We start from the raw sequence: 19,704 nt of genomic DNA, 5'->3' as shown, positions 1-19,704 counted from the left end.
CCGTCAAGCGCCTCCACTTCGCCTCAAATCCTGTTAGGGTCGGACCTCACGAGTGCGAAACGGGGCAGGGCATGGCGGAGAACGACGCGTCGAGGGCATGGCGGCCGTCCCGGCGGCTCGGATGGACGCGCCGGACGACCTTCGCCGCCATGGTGCTGGAGCGGTCCTGGCCGGCGATCCTCGGCCTTGCCGCAACCGCCACGCTGTTCCTCGTCTTCGCCTGGTTCGGCCTGTTCCGGCTGATGCCGGACGTCCTGCGCCTCGTCGTTCTCGCCGTCATCGCGCTCGGCGCCGCCGCCTCGCTCGCCCTTCTCGTGGTCGGACCCCGGCGTTTGCGGCTTCCTTCGGCCGGCGACGTCGACCGGCGGATCGAGGCGACCAGCCGGCTCGTCCATCAGCCGCTGCGCGCCCAGGGGGAGCGCCCATCCAGCGACGATCCCTTCGCGGCGGCCCTGTGGCGCGAGCATCAGCGGCGGATGTCGGCCAATCTGCGCCATCTCACCGGCGGCGCGCCGGCAACGCGCAGCGAACGCATCGACCCGATCGGCCTGCGGGCCGTCCTCGCCCTTCTCCTCGTCACGTCCTTCGCCTTCTCCTTCGGCCCGGACGGCGGACGCATTGCCGACGCCTTCCTGCAGCCGACGGGCATCGAGACGGCTGGCCGGCGCGTCGACGCCTGGGTGACGCCGCCGGCCTATACGCGGCGGGCGCCGATCTTCCTGACGGCAGCGGACACGCAGCCGATCACCATCCCGGAAGGCAGCAAGTTCTCGCTTCGCGTCAGCAATGGCGAAAGCGTCGGCGTGACGTTCGACCCGGCGCGCGAGGACGCGGAGGCGATCACGATCGTCTCGACCGCAGAGGCGAAAGCGGCGGCCGCGGCGGCAGCGGGGAACGGCTCGGCAGCCGGCGAGGGGGAGCCGACCGCCACCGAAGCGTCGAAGCCGGTTGCGGAAGCGGACGGTGAAGAGGCGGGCGGGGCACCGACCGACGGCCCGCGCGACTACGATTACACCGTCGCCGAAAGCGGGTCCGTCGACGTCGGAACCAGCTTTTCCTCGCTCGGACAATGGCGCTTCACCGTCACCCCCGACACCGATCCGACCATCGCCTTCAAGGGCGAGCCCTCCGAGGCCCGCAACGGCGCGCTGCAGCTGACCTACGAGGTCGGCGACGATTATGGGGTGCGCAAGGCGCGCGGCGAAATCGAGGTGGAGGGTGCGAAGGCCGCCGGCGCCCGGCCTCTCTACCCGGCACCGGAGATGCGGCTTGCTCTGCCGCGACGGGGGCAGGGCGTGGCTGAAGGCAAATCCAGCGTCGACCTGACCGAAAGCCCCTATTCCGGCGCAAAGGTCGGGCTGACCCTCGTCGCCGAGGACGATGCCGGCCAGTCGGGGCGTTCGCAGACGAAGACGATGACGCTGCCCGAGCGCCGCTTCCTCAATCCGCTGGCAAAAGCGGTGGTCGAGCAGCGCCGGATCCTCGCCCTCGATGCCAACGAGGCGGGCCGCGTCGTCGACATGCTCGACGCCGTGACCCTGCGGGGCGACGAATTCATCGCCAATCCGACGGACTATCTGGCGCTGAAGGCGGTCAGGACCCGCATCGCCACGGCCCATGACGACGATACGCTGCGGTCGGCCGCGGACTTCATGTGGGAGATTGCCCTCGGCATCGAGGACGGCGATCTGTCGCTCGCCGAGCGCCGGCTCCGGGATGCGCGCGAAGAGCTTGTCGAGGCGCTGGAAAACGGCGCTTCGAGCGAGGAGATCGACAAGCTGATGCAGGAACTGCGCGAGGCGATGCAGGAATACATGCAGGCGCTTGCCGAGCAGATGAAGAACATGCCGCCGATGAGCCAGCAGGAGATGCAGGCGCAGAACTTCCAGGAGATCCGTCCCCAGGACCTGCAGAAGATGCTCGACCGGATCGAGGATCTGGCGAAGTCCGGCTCGAAGGAGGCGGCCCAGCAGATGCTCTCGGAACTGCAGCAGATGATGGACAATCTCCAGGCGATGCGGCCCGGCCAGCAGCGCCAGGGGCAGGGCCAGCAGAACCCGATGCAGGAGCAGATGAACAAGCTCGGCGAAATGCTGCAGCGCCAACAGCAGCTGCGGGACCAGACCTACGATCTCGGCCGCCAGATGTATCGCCAGCAGCAACAGCAGCAGAATCAGCAAGGCCAGCAACAGCAGGGCCAGCAACAGCAGGGGCAGCAGCAGGGCGAGAACCAAGAGGGGCAGCAAGGACAGCAGGGCCAGCAGCCGGGCGGCGAGATGACCGCCGAACAGATGCAGGAGATGATGAAGCAGCTGCAACAGCAGCAGGGCCAGCTGCAGCAGCAGCTCGACGCCATGCGCCAGGAGCTGGAAGGGATGGGCATGCAGCCGTCCGAGGATTTCGGCGAGGCCGGGGAGGAAATGGGCAATGCCGAGGGTTCGCTCGGCGAGGGCCGCGACGGCGAGGCCTTCGGACACCAGGGCAAGGCCCTCGAAGCGCTGAGGCGCGGCGCCCAGAACATGATGCAGCAGATGCAGCAGGCGATGCAGCAGGGCCAGCAGCCGGGCCAGGGCCAGATGGGCCAGGGCTTCGGCGGCCGGCAGATGAATCAGTCGAGCCGCGATCCGCTCGGCCGCCAGCGCAACAGCCAGGGCCCCGATTTCGGCCAGGACGTCGGCATCCCCGACGAGATCGACACCCAGCGGGCCCGCAAAATTCTCGATCAGATCCGCAAGCGGCTCGGCAACCAGCTGTCCCCGCAGCAGGAACGGGAGTATCTGGAGCGTCTGCTGCAGACGCCGTGACGCTCGCCGCAACGACGGCAACGATTTGGAGTGGATCCCGGGTCAAGCCCGGGATGATGAGGCGGTCATGTTTCCGCAGATTCCGCGACGTCGATGCAGCGCGCGAACCGCTGGGGCGGAGAAGCGATGTGTGAACCTCGTGTGGCCCATCTCGAGGATGACGCACGTTCGGTGCTTCAGCGCGTTTCACTCGTCTGTCGGGGCAGAGCCCCGTTGCCAGCCGAATGCTGCTTCCAAGACTGAGTAGACACGGTGGCGATCCCTTCGGCGCGGCCGGAGCGGATGCGGTTCCAGCCGCATCGACCGCACCCATGGCGGAGAGGCTGGCGCGGCCCTATAAGTCGGTTTGGCGGGCTGCCCGTCCGTCCCCCGACTGCGAACCGAGAAAAGGCCGCTCAGCGGCCAGCCGTATCCTCTCCTGGAGTTTCGTCGATGACCCTCAACCCCAACTCGATCGAGGCGCGCGACGTCGCCTATCACCTGCACAGCTACACCAATGCCCGCCGGCACGAAGAGACCGGGCCGATCGTCATGGCAAGCGGCGAGGGCATGTACGTCACCGATACCGACGGCAAACGCTATGTCGAGGCGATGGCGGGGCTGTGGTCGGTGGCCATCGGCTTCGGCGAGAAGCGGCTCGCGGCGGCGGCGGCGCGTCAGATGGAGAAGCTGAATTTTTACCACACCTTCACCCACAAGTCGCACGTTCCGGCGATCGAGCTCGCCGAGAAGCTGATCGCCATGGCGCCGGTGAAGATGTCGAAAGTCTACTTCACCAATTCCGGCTCCGAAGCCAACGATACGATGATCAAGCTGGTGCGCTATCGCTCCAACGCGCTCGGCCAGCCGGAGAAGAAGAAGATCATCAGCCGCATCAAGGGCTATCACGGGGTGACGCTGGCCTCCGCCAGCATGACGGGCCTGCCGAACAACCACCGCGCCTTCGACCTGCCGATGGCGGGGATCCTCCACACCACATGCCCGCATTACTGGCGCGAGGGCCGCGAGGGCGAGAGCGAGGAGGCATTCGCCACCCGCTGTGCGAACGATCTCGAGGCGATGATCCAGGCGGAAGGTCCGGAGACGATCGCCGCCTTCATCGGCGAGCCGGTGATGGGCGCGGGCGGCGTCATCGTGCCGCCGAAGACCTATTGGCAGAAGATCCAGGCGGTCCTGAAGAAATACGACATCCTCTTGGTCGCCGACGAGGTGATCTGCGGCTTCGGCCGGACAGGCCGCACCTTCGGCTGCGAGACCTACGGCATCGAGCCGGACATCATGACGGTGTCGAAGGCGCTGTCATCGTCCTACCTGCCGATTTCGGCGCTTCTGATCAACGATCGCGTCTATCAGCCGGTCGCCGATCAATCCTCGGAGATCGGCACGTTCGGCCATGGCTACACCGCCTCGGGCCATCCCGTCGCCGCCGCCGTGGCGCTGGAAAACCTGGCGATCATCGAGGAGAAGCGGCTGGTCGAGCACGCGGCCGAGATCGCTCCCTATTTCCAGGAGCGGCTGGCGTCGCTGGGGGATCATCCGCTGGTCGGCGAGGTGAGAGGCGTCGGGCTGATCGCCGCGATCGAGCTCGTGACGGACAAGCAGGCGAAGGTTGCCATGCAGCCGCCCGGCTCGATGGCCGCGGCCGCCTTCGCCATGGTCCAGAAGAACGGCGTGATCTCGCGAGCCATCGGCGATGCGCTCGCCTTCTGCCCGCCGCTGATCGTCGAGAAGGATCATATCGACACCATCGTCGACGCGACGCGCGCGGGCCTCGACGAGCTTCAGGCCACAATGTGAGCGATGCCCGCTGCCCCGATTCGGGAAATCGCCCGGACGGGGCTGCGGCGAAGATGTTTCGAAGGGGGCCGGCAGGGGGATATCCCGCCGTTCGCATGTCGCCCGGCTCGGCGCGAAGTCCTACATCGCCGGCCGGCTCTCGACCTCGGCGGTGACCATCGAGGCCGCGCCGGCCGGGCCGGCCTCGGCCACGCCGCCGGCCATGACCTGCTCGGCATCCAGCAGGTCCGAGGATGCGATGAACCGGTAGCCCTGTTCGACCGCCGAGTAGAATGCCGGTCCCGTCCTGTCGCCGATCGTCACGACGCGGACGATCAGGGGCTGATCGTTTCCGGCCGGGACGGCGTAAGCCGCCAAGGCGATCGCTGCGAGCATTCCGAAAAGGAGTGGCCGCGTCATCAAATTGCTCCAACCTGTCGTGGAAGGCTGCCCCGATCCTTCCGCCGGTGCTTCACCTTCCGATACGTCATCTTGCCGTTGTGGCGGCACAATGGCAATAAAACGAAAAAGTGAGGAAGTGGTTTCATCCGCGATGCCGCGCATGACGGCTCGCCAGGATGGATGTCGGATGAGACGGCTCCTCCTGCGGCTGCAGGCTTCGAGCGGCATTCGCCGGTGAACCTTGTGCAAATGCGAAAAAGCCTTTGACACGGTCCGCTCACGGAAACATCATCGCGCCGCCCAGCACGAACCGTCGGCTCCGCCGGCGTGGCCGGGTCATTTCCAATCCGTTCGACGGCTGGGGCGCGACCCAAGTCGGGGCGCCGGTCGACCAACATCGAGGGACAACATGCCGAAACGCACTCTCCTGGCAGCTGCTGCCGTACTCGCGACGCCGCTGCCGGCTCTCGCTCATCTCAATCCGGCCGAGCACGGCTCGCTGCTTGCCGGCGTGTCGCATCCTCTCACCGGTATCGATCACATCGTCGTCATGCTGCTCGTCGGGATCTGGGCGGCGACCTTCAAGGGCGCGGCGCGCTTCGCCATCCCGGCCGCCTTCGTCGGCATGATGCTCGTCGGCTTCGGCCTCGCCATGGCCGGCGTCTCGCTGCCCTTCGTCGAGCCGACGATCATTGCCTCGCTCGTCGCCGTCGGCCTACTGATCGCGCTCGCCGTCCGTATTCCGGCCGTGGCGGCCGCCGCGATCGTCGGCGTCTTTGCGATGTTCCATGGCCATGCGCACGGCTCCGAGCTCGGCGCAGCGGGCGCCTTGTCCTATGCCTGCGGCTTTGCGCTGGCGACGGCGGCGCTTCATGGCGCGGGGCTGTGGCTCGGCTCGGCGGCGGTGCGTCATGCCCAGCCGATGGCGATTCGCGCCGCCGGCTTGTTCGGTGCCGTGGCGGGTCTCGCGCTGTTCGCCGCCTGAGGCTTACGGCCCGTCGCTGTCCCCGTGCCGCAAGCCGGCGCGGGGGCAGTGGCCTTCCGGCTTCGCCGGTGGTCGGATGGCGCTCGGTTTCGAAGATCGTCCCTGGGTGTACGCGCCCGACTTTCGAAAGGCTGTGACAATGATCCCCGGCGAAATCATCACCATGGACGGCGAGCTGACGCTGAACGCCGGCCAGGACGCGCTGACGCTGGAAGTCAGCAATGGCGGCGACCGGCCGGTGCAGGTCGGCAGCCACTATCATTTCGCCGAAACCAACCCGGCGCTTTCCTTCGATCGGGAAGCGGCGCGAGGCATGCGGCTCGACATCGCCGCCGGCACGGCCGTGCGGTTCGAGCCCGGTCAGACGCGCGAGGTCACGCTCGTGCCGCTGCGCGGCAGCCGAAAGGTGTTCGGATTCAACGGCCAGGTAATGGGCAGCCTCTGAAGGCCTGCCTGGTCGGATCAAGCCCAGCCGAGACCACGAGCAAGGCCGAGACGTTCAGTTCCCGGCGGCGTCAGGCGTTGCGCTCGGCGCTGCGGCGAGGCCATGTTGGATCGCCTCGAGATCGATGCCGACCCTCGGCGTGGGCAGGTTGGGCGCCGGCGTCTGGACGGGCGAAAGCTGTGCCGAATAGTTCGAGTTCATCGGGTCGCTCGACGTGCCGAGCGTATCGACCGGCGACGTTCCGATATCTCCCGATCGCGCGAGCGCATCCACGTTGGTGCTGTCGATCGAGGACGAGCCCTGCGTCGCGCGAAGCTGCGTTGCGTCGGAGGAGGAGCCCACTGCGGCGCTGCCGAGACCGCCGCCGGTCGTCGACGTCGTCCCCGACAGCTGACTGGTTTGAACGGACTGCGCGTAGGCCGGAGCCGCGAACCCCACGGCAGCGCCGAACGCCACGGGAACGAGCGCGGCTGAGACGCGGGCGGAGCATGAGATGCGCATAACGGTTCTCCGTTAGAGCCGATCGATCGGAGCCGCCAGAACGCTCCGGCCATCCCTTCGAGCTAACTGGCCCTCGACAGGGAGATTTCCATCCCTGCGAATCGTTTCGGGACCTCGTCCTCGGCAGGGAATTAGCAAGGGTGCAGCCCTGCCGAAATGGGCAGTAGCGTCCGTCAGCGGGGCCGATCGCGCCGGATGATCGCTCGGTGCGAGCCGCTCGAACGGCCGCGGGTCACCGCACTCGAGCCGATGGCGCCGGGTCCTTCCCGGGCGAAGGTTCCGGAATTGATGCCGTCCAGCCGCGAATTGCCCTCGCTCGCCCGGCGCTCGGTCTCGCCGGCGCCGCTCGCGCCGTTCGGGATCTTCGGGCGCAGATAGCTGTCGTCGTAGTCGCGGCCGTAATAGCGCTCCTCGACCGTATCGCCGAAGACCGGGGCGTTCTTGATGCCGACATTCGGCCGCTGCGGCGCGCCGCCGATCTTGGCGCCGGCCATCGAGGATCCCGGCACGCTGATCCCGGGGCCGGGATCGAAGGGCTGGGCCGTCGCGGGGGCGGCCGCGATGACGGCCATGGCGAGGAAGGGGGGCAGGCGTCGCATCGGGTTTCCTTCGGGGGCGCCGCGGGGCACTGGCCGGAGGCCAGGGGGGAAAAGCCGCGCGCATCGTCCGGTTCGAGTGAAGACAAGCTTTCTCGACCGACATATGGTGACCCGATCCCGCGGCGTCACCGCGCCGCGGCGTCACGACCCGATCGACCGTCCGTTCGCACGAGAGACACGTCATGCCAGCCAAGATCACGCGCGCATCCTACGCCGCCATGTTCGGCCCGACCACCGGCGACAAGGTGCGGCTTGCCGATACCGAACTCTTCATCGAGGTCGAGAGCGATCTGACGACCTATGGCGAGGAGGTGAAGTTCGGCGGCGGCAAGGTGATCCGCGACGGCATGGGCCAGTCGCAGCATTCGCGGGCCGACGGGGCGGTGGACACGGTCATCACCAATGCGCTGATCCTCGATCATACCGGCATCTACAAGGCGGACATCGGGCTGAAGGACGGGCGGATCGCGGCGATCGGCAAGGCCGGCAATCCCGACACCCAGCCGGGCGTCACCATCATCGTCGGCCCCGGCACCGAGGCGATCGCCGCCGAGGGCAAGATCGTCACCGCCGGCGGCTTCGACAGCCACATCCACTTCATCTGCCCGCAGCAGATCGACGAGGCACTGTTTTCCGGTGTCACCACGATGCTCGGCGGCGGCACCGGCCCGGCCCACGGGACGCTCGCTACCACGTGCACACCCGGTCCCTGGCATCTTGCCCGCATGCTCCAGGCGACCGACGCCTTTCCGATGAATCTCGGCTTTTCCGGCAAGGGCAACGCTTCCCTGCCTGCGCCGCTGGTCGAGATGATCGAGGGCGGTGCCTGCGCGCTGAAGTTGCACGAGGACTGGGGCACGACGCCGGCGGCGATCGACAACTGCCTGTCGGTGGCCGACGACTACGACGTCCAGGTGATGATCCACACCGACACCTTGAACGAATCGGGATTCGTTGAGAACACCGTCGATGCCTTCAAGGGCCGCACCATCCACGCCTTCCACACCGAGGGCGCCGGCGGCGGCCATGCGCCGGACATCATCAAGGTCTGCGGGCTGGAAAACGTCCTGCCGTCCTCGACCAACCCGACTCGGCCCTACACGGTGAACACCCTCGAAGAGCATCTCGACATGCTGATGGTCTGCCACCATCTCGACGCGTCGATCCCCGAGGACATCGCCTTCGCCGAAAGCCGTATCCGCAAGGAGACGATCGCGGCGGAGGACATCCTCCACGACATCGGCGCCTTCTCGATCATCGCCTCGGACTCGCAGGCGATGGGGCGCGTCGGCGAGGTGATCATCCGCACCTGGCAGACAGCCGACAAGATGAAGCGCCAGCGCGGCCGGCTGCCGGAGGAGCGAGGCGACAACGACAATTTCCGCGCCAAGCGCTACGTCGCGAAATACACGATCAACCCGGCGATCGCCCACGGGATGAGCCGCGAGATCGGCTCGATAGAGGTCGGCAAGCGCGCCGATCTGGTGCTTTGGGATCCGGCCTTCTTCGGGGTGAAGCCGATGATGGTGCTGATCGGCGGAATGATTGCCGCGGCGCCGATGGGCGATCCGAACGCCTCGATCCCGACGCCGCAGCCGGTCCATTACCGGCCGATGTTCGGCGCGTTCGGCAAGGCCGTGGGCGCGACCGGTGTTACCTTCGTCTCGCAAGCTGCGATGGGCAGGGGGCTGCGGGACGCACTCGGCTGCGAGAAGACCTTCCTTGCGGTCGAGAACACCCGCGGCGGTATCGGCAAGTCGGCGATGATCCACAATGCGGCGACACCGACGATCGAGGTGCATCCGGAAACCTACGAGGTGCGGGCCGACGGCGTCCTGCTCACCTGCGAGCCGGCCAAGGAACTGGCGATGGCGCAGCGCTATTTCCTCTTCTGAGGCTGGCCGGCGGCGACCGCGAAAGGGGCGCCGGGGGGATGCGTCATCGCCCCGGGAATGAAGAGTAACGCTTCATGTCGACCGTGCGGGGACGGGGCATCGGCTGCCTGGAACCTTGTCCCGCCAAGCAAGTCTATAGCGGCTCCATCAGTCAGTGGTGGGGACCGAGCCGAGGTCAGCCGCAGGCCAACTGCCGGGGGCGTCCGAAGCTCGCTCCACGGTCCGAAGCGTTCCGGCGGTTGCGCTTGGCGCCGTACATCGCCCCGTCGGCCTGTGTCATCAGCAGTTCGACGTCGGCGCTCGATGCGACCTTTCCGACGGAAATGCCGATCGAGAGCGTGGCGCGGGCAAAATCTGTCGTCCGGCAACAGGCGCGAAAGGCCTCTTCGATCGCCGCACACCGGCTCTCGGCCTGTTTCCAAGCGTCGTTGCCGGTGAAGATCACGACGAATTCGTCGCCGCCGAGCCGCGCCGCCAGCGCGTCCCCGTCGGTATGCTGCCGCAGGACATTGGCGAGGCATCGCAGGAGGTCGTCGCCGGTGGCATGGCCGAGTTCGTCGTTGACCTCCTTGAAGCGGTCGACGTCGATCACTGCGAGCGCGACCGTCATGGGCTTGCCGCCCGCCGGCTTCCAATTGTGGATCGCGGCACGGTTCGGCATGCCGGTCAGAACGTCGGTGACGGCTGCCCGGCGCAATCGCCGCTTCTGGCGGAAGACGACCACGCCGAGGGCGAGGCCGATGCAGCACATCAAGAGGATGGTCGAGCTCAGGCGGACCATTGTCGCGGAAAGAAGATCCTGCTCTCGTTGCGCGACTTCCGATTGACGAACATTGGCGAGCGCGGTCAGCCGGGTGAATTCGTCGGCCGCCCGATCGAGCCGGTTCAGCGCCTTTACCCCGCTGCCCGGGGCGCCGAGCGCGGCAATCAGGGGGGCGATGGCATCGAGCGTCTGGTCCAGATTGTCGCGTGCCGTCGCCGCCTCGGGCACGTCGATCGGACCGTAGGACGTCGGTATCGTCGAGATGCGGCCCTTGACGATCGCCCATCGCAGCTTCGCCGCGCCATCACCTTCGCCATCGCCATCGAGGATCGCATCGCTGATCGCCGCATGCAGCCTGAGGATCTCGATCTGCGTTCGCGCGTAGACGTAGGAAAGGTTGTAGTTCGACAGCTCGACGATCTGGCCTTGATAGCGCTGAATCTGCACGCTCGTCACGGCGGCGAATCCGGCAAGCGCGCAGGTTGCGAGCAGCAACGCGCCGGTGAAGGCGTCGAAATTGCGGATCGTCGTCCACCACCGCCTGATCATGACAGTCTGATCTGCGATATCTGCCAGATACACAGGCCGAAATGCGACTTGTCCTGCAATTCGGGCCTGTCGTCGAAGGGGAAGATCACCAGGACCGGACCCTTCTGCGCCACCGGCATGAAGGCGCCATCCTGCCTGATGGCGAAGATCGCGCCATCGGCAACGAGCCGAGGAACCTCCGCGGCAACCATGTAGTCGTCGAGAGCTCCGATCTCGGCCCGTTCGAACGTCGCCTCGGGCGCGAAAGCCCGCAGCAACGCCGCGACCGAAGGCCCTTCGAAGACGGCGGGCGTGGCGATCCACGGGGCTTTCGTCTCGAACCGCGTCTGCGGCAACGCCGCGAGATCGTTCCGGCTGAAGGTCATCGTCCTGCCGCCGGCTGTAACGGAGACCAGCCTGGCCGCCGGATCGTCGAAGTTCTCGGTGGCATGCGCCACCACCGAAGACAAGGGGTGGGCCACCGCCGCGGAAATTGCGAGAAGAACGGTACGGCGGTTCATGCCTTTCACGACGATGCTTCTTTCTCAGTGTGACGTTATGGAGAGCTTGACGTTGTGGAGCTAAATTTTCGTGAAGCCTCGCATCGAAATCCGTGCCAAATGTCGGCTCGCGGGTCCCGGCGAGCCGAGGTGCTGGCTACCGCCGGCCCCTTCGGCGCATTATCTTCCGCCGGCAAGGCCCGCCTCGGGCCCGGCCAGGACTTCAGGATCGAAAGGGGACCTCATGATCGTCGGAAACAGCGTCCTGCGGCGTGGGGATTGGACGGAGGCCGCGGACACCATCACGCTCGACGAGGGGTTGCGGCATCGCCGCCGCATGGCGATGGTTTCCGACGGCGGCATCGCATTCCTTCTGGATCTTCCGGAAAGCACCCTCTTGCGCGACGGCGACGGCATCCTGCTCGACAACGGGCAGGTCATCTTTGTCAGGGCCAAGCCGGAACTGCTCTATGACGTGCGCGGCCGCGATACGGCCCATCTGGTCGCGCTGGCCTGGCAGATCGGCAACCGCCATCTTGCGGCACAGATCTTCGCCGACCGGCTGACGATCCGCCGCGACCCCGTCATCCGAGACATGCTCCTTGGCCTCGGCGCGCGCGTCGAGGAGATCGAGGCGGCCTTCGATCCCGAAGGCGGCGCCTATCAGGCCCATCACCACGACTGAGATGGAGGCTGGGCGAGGGATGACGAGCGAGATCCGCAGCGCAGACGCCGCCGCGAGCCGCGAATTCGCAGCGGGGGGCGCCATGCCGCATGACCTCGCGACGCTGCTGACGCTGTTCTCGCCGGCCTTTCCGATCGGTGGCTTCGCCTATTCCCACGGCCTGGAGGCGGCGGTTCGCGAGCGCCGCGTAAAAGACGCGCCGGGCGTCGAGGCCTGGGTCGAGGTGCTGATCTCGCGCGGCAGCGGCTGGAACGATCTCGTCTTCGTGGCGCTTGCCCATGGAGCGGCCGCCGGCGAAGATGGCGCGGCGCTGGCCGATCTCGCCGAGCTTGCGAGCGCCCTGTCCGGCAGCGCCGAGCGCCGCGCGGAAACCATCGGCCTCGGCACCGCCTTTCTGGCCGCCGCACGGCCCTGGATCGGGGCGGCGCGCCATCCGGTTCCGGTCCTCGCAGAGGCCGAAGCGATGGCTATGCCCGTTGCGGCAGGTACCGTCGCGGCGCTGGCCGGCCTTCGCCGGGGCGACGTCCTCACCGCCTATGCCCACAACTTCGCCCATTCGCAGGTCTCGGCCGCGGTGCGTCTCGTGCCGCTCGGACAAAGCGAATGGGTGGGGGTGATCCATGCGCTGGCGCCGGCGATCGTCGCGAATGCGGGGCGGGCGGGCGACGCGACGCTGGACGATCTGGGCTCGTCCGCACTAGTCTCGGAGATCGCCGCGATGCGGCACGAAACGCTCCCAACGAGGCTCTTTCGTTCATGACTTCCACCAACGGCCCCTTACGCGTCGGAATCGGCGGTCCGGTCGGCTCGGGTAAGACGACCCTGACCGAAAAGCTCTGCAAGGCGGCCCGGGAAGCCTGGTCGATCGGCGTCGTCACCAACGACATCTACACCCGCGAGGACGCCGAGGCGCTCGTCAGGATGCAGGCGCTCGCCGCCGACCGGATCATCGGCGTCGAGACCGGCGGGTGTCCGCACACGGCGATCCGTGAGGACGCCTCGATCAATCTCGCCGCGATCCGCGAGCTCAATCGGCGCCACGCCGACCTCGACCTCATCCTGGTCGAATCCGGCGGCGACAATCTCGCCGCGACGTTCTCGCCCGATCTCGTCGACCTGTCGATCTACGTCATCTCCGTCTGCCAGGGGGACGACATTCCGCGCAAGGGCGGGCCGGCAATCACGCGGTCGGACCTTCTTGTCGTCAACAAGACCGATCTCGCCCCTTATGTCGGCGCAGACCTGGAGCGGATGCGCCGCGACGCCGAAACGGGCAGGGGCCTCCTGCCGACGGTGTTCACGGATCTTTCCCGCGCGAGAGGACTTGCCGAGATCGTCGATTTCCTGGCCGTCACGGGCGGCCTCGCAAAGATCGAGGCAGCGGCCTGAGCCTCTGCGTTCGCTGCGGACCCTGTCGCCTCACACGAGGTCCGGCAGGTCCGCTCGCGATGTCGCGCTTCACGTCTGCTCAATTGTGGCGCGGCCCTATACACTGCCAGATCTGAATGGATCGGTCGGTGTAACAGGCCGTCTGCCTGTGTCGGGCGATCGTCGGCGGGCTCTCGCTGCCTTCATCACGGCGTCGATCGACGACATTCATGCCGGCTCGGCCGAGTGGTTCATCGCCGCGTTGAGACGGCCTCGACGCCTGGCGACCGCCCGAGTGCCCGGACGATCGCTTCCAGCCGGGCACGATTCGACCCGAAGTCGCCGCGACCGAGTTGCGACCGCGAGTAGAGGATGAGGGAGGTTTCGCCGTCTGGCCTCCCGACCGCCCTCGCGTCAAGCGTATCTGGAAATTCGAACACCCGACTGCGGAAGACGTAGCGGCGATAGGCCGGCTCTGTCCCGTCGTCGACGCGCTCCGCTCTGCCGCTCGACCTTGCTGCGTCGTCCAGCGCTCCCATCAGGGCGATGGGCGATGTCCGGTAGGTCGGCAGGATCAGGTCGACCGGTTGCGTGCTGGCGCCTTTCGAACTGGCGAGAGCGTCGTTCGGCACGGAGCGCCGGCTGAAGGTGGCAAAGTCGACAGGCCCCTGATCGGCCGGGCCGGCTACGAAGCGCCAGAACCGTCGCGGCCCGATTGCGAAGAACCCGGCCGCCGCGACGCCGGCCGCGGCGGCGACCCCGAGCAGGATCCGACGGGTGGGAAAACCGCCTCGCTCCCTCTGCAGGCCGGCCATGGAACACTCCATCGTTTCGAGCTCGTCGTCCATGAACGGCAGTCCGCCGACCCGGTTCCCCCGGCATCAAGCAGGTCCTTCTCCCAATCCCGCTCTTGCCGCCGCCGACCAGATACGATAGGGAACCCTGGCAAACATGTCGTCGCGCTGCGCCGATCTGCACCCGTAGCTCAGCTGGATAGAGTGTCGCCCTCCGAAGGCGAAGGTCACAGGTTCGAATCCTGTCGGGTGCGCCATCCCTTTTTTAGTACCGCAAAAATCCGTTAACACCTTGAACGGCAAACTCATTTGTGCCGTTCTAAACCCTTTTGCGCGGTCGTAGCGAAGCCGGTCTGAGAAGGCCAGTTTGAGCACCGTTCGGCGGTCTTCCAGCCGTCCGCTCGTCCAGAGATTCCAAGGGTTTGCAAGGAAGCCGAGGGCCGTTCTAAGTGCGCCGTCGAAGGTGCTTACAGGCTTTCCAGCTTTCGCCCGCTGCTCATTGAGGACGATCTTGTCCTCTTCGAGCGCCTTCACTTTGCGCTCATACGCCCTGACCACGCTCGGCACGTCCGACGAGACGATGCGGTCGAGATACTGCCCGATCTGCTTTTCGATCTTGAGCAGCTGCGCACCCAGCGCCCTGACATGCACTTCGGCCTGTTCGCTCCGGTGATCCCACAGCTGGCGGAACATGCCCGTCGCGACCTTGAACAGCCGCTCCGTCGGCTGCACAGATTGTAGCAGCGTCTCGAACTCGGCTTCCAGGTGATCGCGCCGGATCGACTTCCCGTAGCTTGGGCATCCTTGCTTGCGGCAAAGGTAGTACGGATAGCGCGCATGCGAGCCCGTCGACCAGGAGGCCGTCAGCGGCGTATCGCAGTCGCAGCAGAGGACGAAGCCGCGCAGCGGAAAGTCCTCGTTGAGGTTCCGGCGCTTTGGCAGCCGGTTGACGCCGTTGAGACGATCCTGAATCTGCTTGTAGGTTTGGAACGAGATCAGCGGCTCGTGCTGGCCTTCGCGCAGGCTGACACCCCACTCCGGCGATTCGACGTACCCGGCATAGAGCGGTTGTTTCAGAATGACGGCTGCGCGCTCGTTGGTCACGCGGCCCGCCGCCGGTTTCGGGAAGAGCGGATTGGCCTGCAGGAAACGCTTGATGTCTGCCTGAGTCTCGAAGCGGCCCGAGGCGTAGCCTTCGAGCGCTTCGGTCACGACCGAGGCGACCGGCTCATCGCGTTTGAGCATCTTGCCGCGTCCGGAAACCCGCTCATAGCGATAGCCGATGGGCGCCGGAAACACCGAATAGCCATTCTGCAGGCGCGCCCGCATCCGGTTCTTGGTCTGCTCGCCATTCTTCTGCCGCTGGTGCTGGGAAACCGAGGCGAGGAGATTTTCGACGAGGATTGAATCCGGATCGTCGCCGAACTCGATGGAAGGCGATTCCAGCTTGCCGCCGGAGGCGTCGATCAGCGTGCGCAGCTGAAGGTGGGCCAGGACATCCCGCGCGAGACGTGACACATCGTCGATGATGACGATGGTGCGCTCACCCGTTCGCTTCTTGATGTAATCCAGCATTGCCGTCATGCCCCGGCGCTCGGTGAGCGAACCGGATACGTCATCGACGAAGACCTGGAGGACCTCGTACCCCTTCATGCGCGCAAAGTCGCGGCACCTTGTCTCCTGACTGCGCAGGCCGTCACCCGCCGTCGTTTGCTTGATGCTCGATACCCGGCAGTAAATGACGGCAAATTGTTTGGTGGCCTTGATCATGGCGGGTCTCCTCGTGGGCAATGGGCGGTGCGTCTATCGCGTCTCCGGTTTGTTGGGGTGGGACGAGTCTACGCCCGTGGAATCGTCTACGGGAAGCAAATAATCTTCACCGAACACAGCGGAACAGACATCGACCTCAAAGCCGAGATCGACGAAGCCGCGCATGATCGACCATAAAGTCTTCAGCAGCTCGCGCTTTTGCGCCTCGGTCATGTCGAAATCATCGAGTTCGCTCATGTAAGCGTCCACGTCGAGATCAAGCGACCGGACGGGCGTCTCAGCTTCTTTGGCAGCATCGCGCGTGGCGAGCGCCAGTTCATCTTCATTCGTCATGGCCTGCCTCCTTTCGCTTACCTGCCATAGCTGGCAAGTGTACAGAACATTACAGGAACATACAAGGATTAAGTTCCTATATCTGAAAGCTCGATAAAGTGAAACGAAGCCGCGAGACGGCTTTCTCTTGCAGGGATATAATCGAACCTAAGCCGCTGAAGACAAGGCATATTCCAGATTGGCGGAAGCAGATTGCCCCATGAGGAGCGATGCTGATGGTTCGGACCTACAAGCCCAAGAATCCGCTATTAAAGGGCGCAAAAATTACGACGGATCAAATGCGGCTCATATGGTCCGGGTATTTTCTTCCTCCGAGCACAGCCGAAACGGCAGAGATCGCGCAGGTAAGCGAGCGTACCGTGCGTGAGATTTTCGCGCAGACCAATACGCGGATCATTTCGGAAGAGCCTCTGCGCACGGCGTTGCTGAAGCACCTGTCGCCAGAACTCGACTTCATGCGCGAGGCATTGGCTAACGAGGATATATCGATGACCTCGAACTTTTGGCAGCGTATGAGCGATTGCTACGCTCGATGCCCTGCCGAAATTCAGCCGACGGAATACATCTCCTACGCGGAGCTATCACGGGTTCGTAAGTATAAACCGATTCACATCCGTAGTTTTTCGAGATCAAAGGGTGTCACATCGATACGAGGTCGGTGTTCATCATGCCCTATTCAGGCTTTTCGCAAGCGTGTCGACATCGTCTTCCTACTCCACATAGGCCTATTCAACAGGCATGCCAATCTTGGAACACCCAAAGGCGTCCGGGATAACTTCTTGCGGTGGGCCTTCTGCGGCGGGGTCGGTATGCGCGTCACCCGAGGCAGGAAGGGGCCTCACCAAAACTTCTCAAAGCATATGTATAATTTACATCGGCGCCATGTTGCGCAGCCGCTTGTCCATATTTTGGACCAGTATTACCGGCTTCACCCCATTTAGCCACTTTGCACCGGGCCCTGATCCCTAACCTCGATTTTCTTGCTATAGGCCCACATTTGTGGGTATAATGATCAGGAGAAGGCAGGTGCGACGATGGACCAAACAATGACGAACACACCGGATAAGGGCGACATGCTCAAGGTGCGCATGGACGCGGTGACGCTGTCCATGATGGACACGGCGCGCGCCTATCTCAAACTCGACAAGAGCAAGTTCATCCGGGAGAGCGTCCGCGAGAAGGCGGAAGCAGTGATCGCCGAGCACCAGAAGACGCGCTTCTCCGCAGAGGACTGGACGGCGTTCTTCGGCGCGCTCGATGCGCCCGCCGCGCCGACGTCGCGCATGAAGAAGGCGGCTGCGAAGTTCCGCGACATTCAAGGCTGAGTGGATAGCAATAAGGTGGAATTCGCCGCGCTCGATCCAAAGGGCCACGACCGCAAATCTTTCGATTGCGGCGTTCCGGCCCTCAACCTCTATCTCCAGCGCTACGCCAACCAGGATTTGAAACGCAGCCTGACGCGCATCTACGTCCTCGCCGACGGTCCCTCAATCATCGGCTATTACTCGATCAGCGCGCATTCGGTCCGCCGCGATCACCTGCCGGATGACGTCCAGGCCGGCCCTTACGGAGACATCCCGTTTCTGCTCCTCGGGCGGCTCGCCGTCGATAGACGCTGGCAGGGCCAGGGCTATGGCGATGCGCTCATCGTCCATGCCTTTGATACGACCCGCAAGGCGGCGAGCCAGATCGGCATCCTCGGCATGATCGTCGAGGCGAAGAACGAGAAGGCCGCCGCCTTCTATGAGGGGTTCGGCTTCCGGCGTCTCGCCGTTACGACGAACCGCCTCGTCCTACCGATTACGGCCATGGATTCCCTATTATAACTATGACTACGTATTAACGGCCGATGGCCGCAAAGTACCTAAATTCTAAACAGGCCGTATTACAAAGAGCGTAATACGCCCGGGCAGTAGGTCATCCCCGGCGCGCAGATTCGATCTTGGCGATGTCGATTTTTCCCATCTCCATCATCGCCTCGAATACGCGTTTGGCCGTGTCTCCGCCGTCCGCGATGGCTTCTGTCAGAACGCGTGGTGTGATCTGCCATGAGATGCCCCAGCGATCCTTACACCAGCCGCAGGCGCTCTCCTCGCCACCATTGCCAACAATCGCATTCCAGTAGCGATCGGTCTCTGCCTGATCCTCGGTCGCGATCTGGAAAAGGCTTCGCTATGCTTGAACGTAGGCCCGCCATTGAGGCCAAGGCAGGGGATGCCGGCAACAATGAATTCGACCGTCAGCACATCACCTGCTTTGCCGGACGGATAATCAGCGGGCGCAAGGTGGACCGCAACGATCCGGCTGTCCGGGAAAATCTCCGCATAGAAGCGGGCAGCAGCCTCGGCGTCCTTGTCGTACCAAATGCAAATCGTGTTCTTGGCCATGATGTCCTCCTCCTTAAGGCTCGACCGGCTACATCCTTGTAGCCATCGATGACGCGAACAACCCAAAATCACGAAAGTTCAAACGGGACCGAACGAAACCCGGTCAGCTGTAGCCGCAGGTAAAGCCGCCGCGGTTTGACTGCCCGGCCTGACCTCCAGCCGTGATGATGCGCTGTGTACCGTCCTCGGGACGGCTCTCCGGGTCAATGGCCTGCCCGCTCCATTCGCCTTCGCTGACGCTCGGCTCCCGTGTTGGCCATGACCCGCGCCGCCCGGTCCGGTCTCCTTTGCGCATCGGCTGGATGGTCCAGCCCGTGCAACCAAACAAGGAGACATCACCATGAGCACGACACACCAAGCAGACCGCCCTCTCTACCGGGTCACCTTTTCCCGCATCACCGGCCAGGACAGGCAAGGGAACGACATCCTCACCCGGCCCAAGGAGATCGGCGCCGTCTGGCCCCGGAAGAACGGCAAGGCCGGCGCGATCCTGAACCTCGACCTCATCCCGGTCGAACTGCCTCAGAGAAAGGGCGTCATCTTCCTCCTGCCCGTCGAAACCGCAAACAACGGGGGCCGGCGATGAGCCCCCGCACCGCGCGCATCGCGGCGTTGAACGATGGCTTGCGCACCACCTTCATCGGTGGGCGCGTCCTCTGGACCCAGGGCATAGCCGCCTTGGCATCCGAGGTGCGGGCCGACATCCTGAACCGGGTGCGGACCTTCGATGCCTTTACCGGCAACAACGATCCGCACGGCGAACGCGATTTCGGTGCGTTTGATCAGGCGGAAGCCGGGAAGGTATTCTGGAAGATCGACTATTACGATCTCGCCTATGAAGGCCACAGCCCGGACGCGTCCGATCCGGCTGTCACCAATCGGGTGCTAACAATCATGCTGGCGTCGGAATATTGATCCGTCCGTCCGCATGTCCGGCAGCCTCAACCAGGCTGCCGGAGTTCCCGCGCTCCTGTAGAACGAGAAAAGTGGCGGCGGAATCGGTGGGCAGCGGGGGAGACGTCGGGCAGCTCTGCTGGACAGCGCGGCGGGAGCGGATAGGATGGGCGGTAGCTGAAACGTCGGGCGGCTGAAATGGGGGAAGGTGGCGGCCAGCGGAGAGGGCGCAAGGCAGCGTCAGGTGGTTCAGCCCAATAGGTCAAATCCCGTCC

General features: G+C 64.9%; 20 protein-coding genes, 1 tRNA gene and 2 pseudogenes. 14 read left to right on the top strand and 9 right to left on the bottom strand.

The window, feature by feature from the left end; all coding sequences use genetic code 11:
* The first annotated feature begins 71 nt into the window (after positions 1-71).
* Positions 72-2,804, top strand: coding sequence for a TIGR02302 family protein (locus tag GTK09_RS11900; RefSeq protein ID WP_163463376.1), 2,733 nt, complete (start codon positions 72-74; stop codon positions 2,802-2,804).
* 432 nt (positions 2,805-3,236) lie between these two features.
* Positions 3,237-4,601 carry an aspartate aminotransferase family protein gene (locus GTK09_RS11895; RefSeq protein ID WP_163463375.1) on the top strand — a complete coding sequence of 455 codons (1,365 nt, stop codon included), beginning with the start codon at positions 3,237-3,239 and terminating at the stop codon, positions 4,599-4,601.
* A 120-nt stretch (positions 4,602-4,721) separates the two neighbouring features.
* On the opposite strand, the gene GTK09_RS11890 is transcribed toward GTK09_RS11895, so the two are convergent.
* On the bottom strand, positions 4,722-5,144 hold the full coding sequence (locus tag GTK09_RS11890; RefSeq protein ID WP_163463374.1) for a hypothetical protein: 423 nt from the start codon (positions 5,142-5,144) through the stop codon (positions 4,722-4,724).
* A 247-nt stretch (positions 5,145-5,391) separates the two neighbouring features.
* Here GTK09_RS11890 and GTK09_RS11885 point away from each other — a divergent pair, with 247 nt between their 5' ends.
* Positions 5,392-5,967, top strand: coding sequence for a HupE/UreJ family protein (locus GTK09_RS11885; protein WP_163463373.1), 576 nt, complete (start codon positions 5,392-5,394; stop codon positions 5,965-5,967).
* A 139-nt stretch (positions 5,968-6,106) separates the two neighbouring features.
* Positions 6,107-6,412, top strand: a complete 306-nt coding sequence (locus GTK09_RS11880; protein ID WP_163463372.1) for an urease subunit beta — start codon at positions 6,107-6,109, stop codon at positions 6,410-6,412.
* 54 nt (positions 6,413-6,466) lie between these two features.
* On the opposite strand, the gene GTK09_RS11875 is transcribed toward GTK09_RS11880, so the two are convergent.
* The gene (locus GTK09_RS11875; RefSeq protein WP_163463371.1) at positions 6,467-6,868 is read right to left on the bottom strand and encodes a hypothetical protein; all 402 of its coding nucleotides are present in this window, start codon (positions 6,866-6,868) and stop codon (positions 6,467-6,469) included.
* Between the two features lie 218 nt (positions 6,869-7,086).
* The gene (locus tag GTK09_RS11870; protein WP_163463370.1) at positions 7,087-7,512 is read right to left on the bottom strand and encodes a hypothetical protein; all 426 of its coding nucleotides are present in this window, start codon (positions 7,510-7,512) and stop codon (positions 7,087-7,089) included.
* A 182-nt stretch (positions 7,513-7,694) separates the two neighbouring features.
* Here GTK09_RS11870 and ureC point away from each other — a divergent pair, with 182 nt between their 5' ends.
* On the top strand, positions 7,695-9,407 hold the full coding sequence (gene ureC, locus GTK09_RS11865; RefSeq protein WP_163463369.1) for an urease subunit alpha: 1,713 nt from the start codon (positions 7,695-7,697) through the stop codon (positions 9,405-9,407).
* Positions 9,408-9,582: 175 nt separating this feature from the next.
* On the opposite strand, the gene GTK09_RS11860 is transcribed toward ureC, so the two are convergent.
* Positions 9,583-10,719 (bottom strand): GGDEF domain-containing protein, encoded by a 1,137-nt coding sequence (locus tag GTK09_RS11860; RefSeq protein ID WP_163463368.1) that lies wholly within the window; start codon positions 10,717-10,719, stop codon positions 9,583-9,585.
* Positions 10,716-11,219: a putative pterin-binding protein gene (locus GTK09_RS11855; RefSeq protein ID WP_163463367.1), complete on the bottom strand. Its 504-nt coding sequence runs from the start codon at positions 11,217-11,219 to the stop codon at positions 10,716-10,718. The genes GTK09_RS11860 and GTK09_RS11855 overlap by 4 nt, the downstream gene beginning before the upstream one ends.
* 223 nt (positions 11,220-11,442) lie before the next feature.
* On the opposite strand from GTK09_RS11855, the gene GTK09_RS11850 reads away from it, so the two are divergent.
* The 3 genes from GTK09_RS11850 to ureG are packed head-to-tail and all read left to right on the top strand — an operon-like array spanning position 11,443 to position 13,272.
* Positions 11,443-11,883: an urease accessory protein UreE gene (locus GTK09_RS11850; protein WP_163463366.1), complete on the top strand. Its 441-nt coding sequence runs from the start codon at positions 11,443-11,445 to the stop codon at positions 11,881-11,883.
* A gap of 19 nt (positions 11,884-11,902) precedes the next feature.
* On the top strand, positions 11,903-12,643 hold the full coding sequence (locus GTK09_RS11845) for an urease accessory protein UreF (protein WP_163463365.1): 741 nt from the start codon (positions 11,903-11,905) through the stop codon (positions 12,641-12,643).
* Positions 12,640-13,272, top strand: a complete 633-nt coding sequence (gene ureG, locus GTK09_RS11840) for an urease accessory protein UreG (protein WP_163463364.1) — start codon at positions 12,640-12,642, stop codon at positions 13,270-13,272. The genes GTK09_RS11845 and ureG overlap by 4 nt, the downstream gene beginning before the upstream one ends.
* Positions 13,273-13,502: 230 nt before the next feature.
* Here the strand turns inward: ureG and GTK09_RS11835 are convergent, their stop codons facing one another.
* A complete protein-coding gene (locus GTK09_RS11835; RefSeq protein WP_163463363.1) occupies positions 13,503-14,099 on the bottom strand; it encodes a DUF1499 domain-containing protein in 597 nt (198 codons plus the stop codon).
* A gap of 126 nt (positions 14,100-14,225) precedes the next feature.
* Here GTK09_RS11835 and GTK09_RS11830 point away from each other — a divergent pair.
* A tRNA-Arg gene (locus tag GTK09_RS11830) sits at positions 14,226-14,302 on the top strand.
* 541 nt (positions 14,303-14,843) lie between these two features.
* On the opposite strand, the pseudogene GTK09_RS28145 reads toward GTK09_RS11830, so the two are convergent.
* Positions 14,844-15,815: pseudogene (locus GTK09_RS28145) on the bottom strand (recombinase family protein); the annotation flags it as partial.
* A gap of 33 nt (positions 15,816-15,848) precedes the next feature.
* The gene (locus GTK09_RS11815; RefSeq protein ID WP_163463361.1) at positions 15,849-16,148 is read right to left on the bottom strand and encodes a hypothetical protein; all 300 of its coding nucleotides are present in this window, start codon (positions 16,146-16,148) and stop codon (positions 15,849-15,851) included.
* A 215-nt stretch (positions 16,149-16,363) separates the two neighbouring features.
* Between GTK09_RS11815 and GTK09_RS11810 the strand changes: the two genes are divergently transcribed.
* The 3 genes from GTK09_RS11810 (at position 16,364) to GTK09_RS11800 (ending at position 17,974) form a co-directional block, all read left to right on the top strand.
* A complete protein-coding gene (locus GTK09_RS11810; RefSeq protein ID WP_163463360.1) occupies positions 16,364-17,089 on the top strand; it encodes a hypothetical protein in 726 nt (241 codons plus the stop codon).
* 105 nt (positions 17,090-17,194) lie between these two features.
* On the top strand, positions 17,195-17,473 hold the full coding sequence (locus GTK09_RS11805; protein WP_163463359.1) for a type II toxin-antitoxin system TacA family antitoxin: 279 nt from the start codon (positions 17,195-17,197) through the stop codon (positions 17,471-17,473).
* On the top strand, positions 17,474-17,974 hold the full coding sequence (locus tag GTK09_RS11800) for a GNAT family N-acetyltransferase (protein ID WP_312869806.1): 501 nt from the start codon (positions 17,474-17,476) through the stop codon (positions 17,972-17,974).
* A gap of 91 nt (positions 17,975-18,065) precedes the next feature.
* Here the strand turns inward: GTK09_RS11800 and GTK09_RS11795 are convergent.
* Positions 18,066-18,535, bottom strand: a pseudogene (locus GTK09_RS11795) (VOC family protein).
* Between the two features lie 340 nt (positions 18,536-18,875).
* On the opposite strand from GTK09_RS11795, the gene GTK09_RS11790 reads away from it, so the two are divergent.
* Both GTK09_RS11790 and GTK09_RS11785 read left to right on the top strand, forming a co-directional pair.
* A complete protein-coding gene (locus tag GTK09_RS11790) occupies positions 18,876-19,121 on the top strand; it encodes a hypothetical protein (RefSeq protein WP_163463358.1) in 246 nt (81 codons plus the stop codon).
* Positions 19,118-19,450 carry a DUF3768 domain-containing protein gene (locus GTK09_RS11785; RefSeq protein WP_163463357.1) on the top strand — a complete coding sequence of 111 codons (333 nt, stop codon included), beginning with the start codon at positions 19,118-19,120 and terminating at the stop codon, positions 19,448-19,450. The genes GTK09_RS11790 and GTK09_RS11785 overlap by 4 nt, the downstream gene beginning before the upstream one ends.
* Positions 19,451-19,704: the final 254 nt, after the last annotated feature.

Origin of the sequence: Jiella pacifica, assembly GCF_010500815.1 — a bacterium.
GTDB lineage: Bacteria > Pseudomonadota > Alphaproteobacteria > Rhizobiales > Rhizobiaceae > Jiella > Jiella pacifica.
The sequence above is the reverse complement of the archived record's forward strand: the minus strand, read 5'-3'. Positions and strand labels throughout refer to the sequence as shown.

Coding starts and splice junctions, on each gene's coding strand:
- GTK09_RS11845 (WP_163463365.1), top strand. CDS start 11,903: ATGACGAGCGAGATCCGCAGCGCAGACGCCGCCGCGAGCCGCGAATTC.
- GTK09_RS11815 (WP_163463361.1), bottom strand. CDS start 16,148: ATGACGAATGAAGATGAACTGGCGCTCGCCACGCGCGATGCTGCCAAA.
- GTK09_RS11850 (WP_163463366.1), top strand. CDS start 11,443: ATGATCGTCGGAAACAGCGTCCTGCGGCGTGGGGATTGGACGGAGGCC.
- GTK09_RS11880 (WP_163463372.1), top strand. CDS start 6,107: ATGATCCCCGGCGAAATCATCACCATGGACGGCGAGCTGACGCTGAAC.
- GTK09_RS11860 (WP_163463368.1), bottom strand. CDS start 10,719: ATGATCAGGCGGTGGTGGACGACGATCCGCAATTTCGACGCCTTCACC.
- GTK09_RS11890 (WP_163463374.1), bottom strand. CDS start 5,144: ATGCGCGGCATCGCGGATGAAACCACTTCCTCACTTTTTCGTTTTATT.
- GTK09_RS11835 (WP_163463363.1), bottom strand. CDS start 14,099: ATGGACGACGAGCTCGAAACGATGGAGTGTTCCATGGCCGGCCTGCAG.
- GTK09_RS11810 (WP_163463360.1), top strand. CDS start 16,364: ATGGTTCGGACCTACAAGCCCAAGAATCCGCTATTAAAGGGCGCAAAA.
- GTK09_RS11885 (WP_163463373.1), top strand. CDS start 5,392: ATGCCGAAACGCACTCTCCTGGCAGCTGCTGCCGTACTCGCGACGCCG.
- GTK09_RS11855 (WP_163463367.1), bottom strand. CDS start 11,219: ATGAACCGCCGTACCGTTCTTCTCGCAATTTCCGCGGCGGTGGCCCAC.
- GTK09_RS11900 (WP_163463376.1), top strand. CDS start 72: ATGGCGGAGAACGACGCGTCGAGGGCATGGCGGCCGTCCCGGCGGCTC.
- GTK09_RS11785 (WP_163463357.1), top strand. CDS start 19,118: ATGAGCCCCCGCACCGCGCGCATCGCGGCGTTGAACGATGGCTTGCGC.
- GTK09_RS11870 (WP_163463370.1), bottom strand. CDS start 7,512: ATGCGACGCCTGCCCCCCTTCCTCGCCATGGCCGTCATCGCGGCCGCC.
- ureG (WP_163463364.1), top strand. CDS start 12,640: ATGACTTCCACCAACGGCCCCTTACGCGTCGGAATCGGCGGTCCGGTC.
- GTK09_RS11895 (WP_163463375.1), top strand. CDS start 3,237: ATGACCCTCAACCCCAACTCGATCGAGGCGCGCGACGTCGCCTATCAC.
- GTK09_RS11790 (WP_163463358.1), top strand. CDS start 18,876: ATGAGCACGACACACCAAGCAGACCGCCCTCTCTACCGGGTCACCTTT.
- ureC (WP_163463369.1), top strand. CDS start 7,695: ATGCCAGCCAAGATCACGCGCGCATCCTACGCCGCCATGTTCGGCCCG.
- GTK09_RS11805 (WP_163463359.1), top strand. CDS start 17,195: ATGACGAACACACCGGATAAGGGCGACATGCTCAAGGTGCGCATGGAC.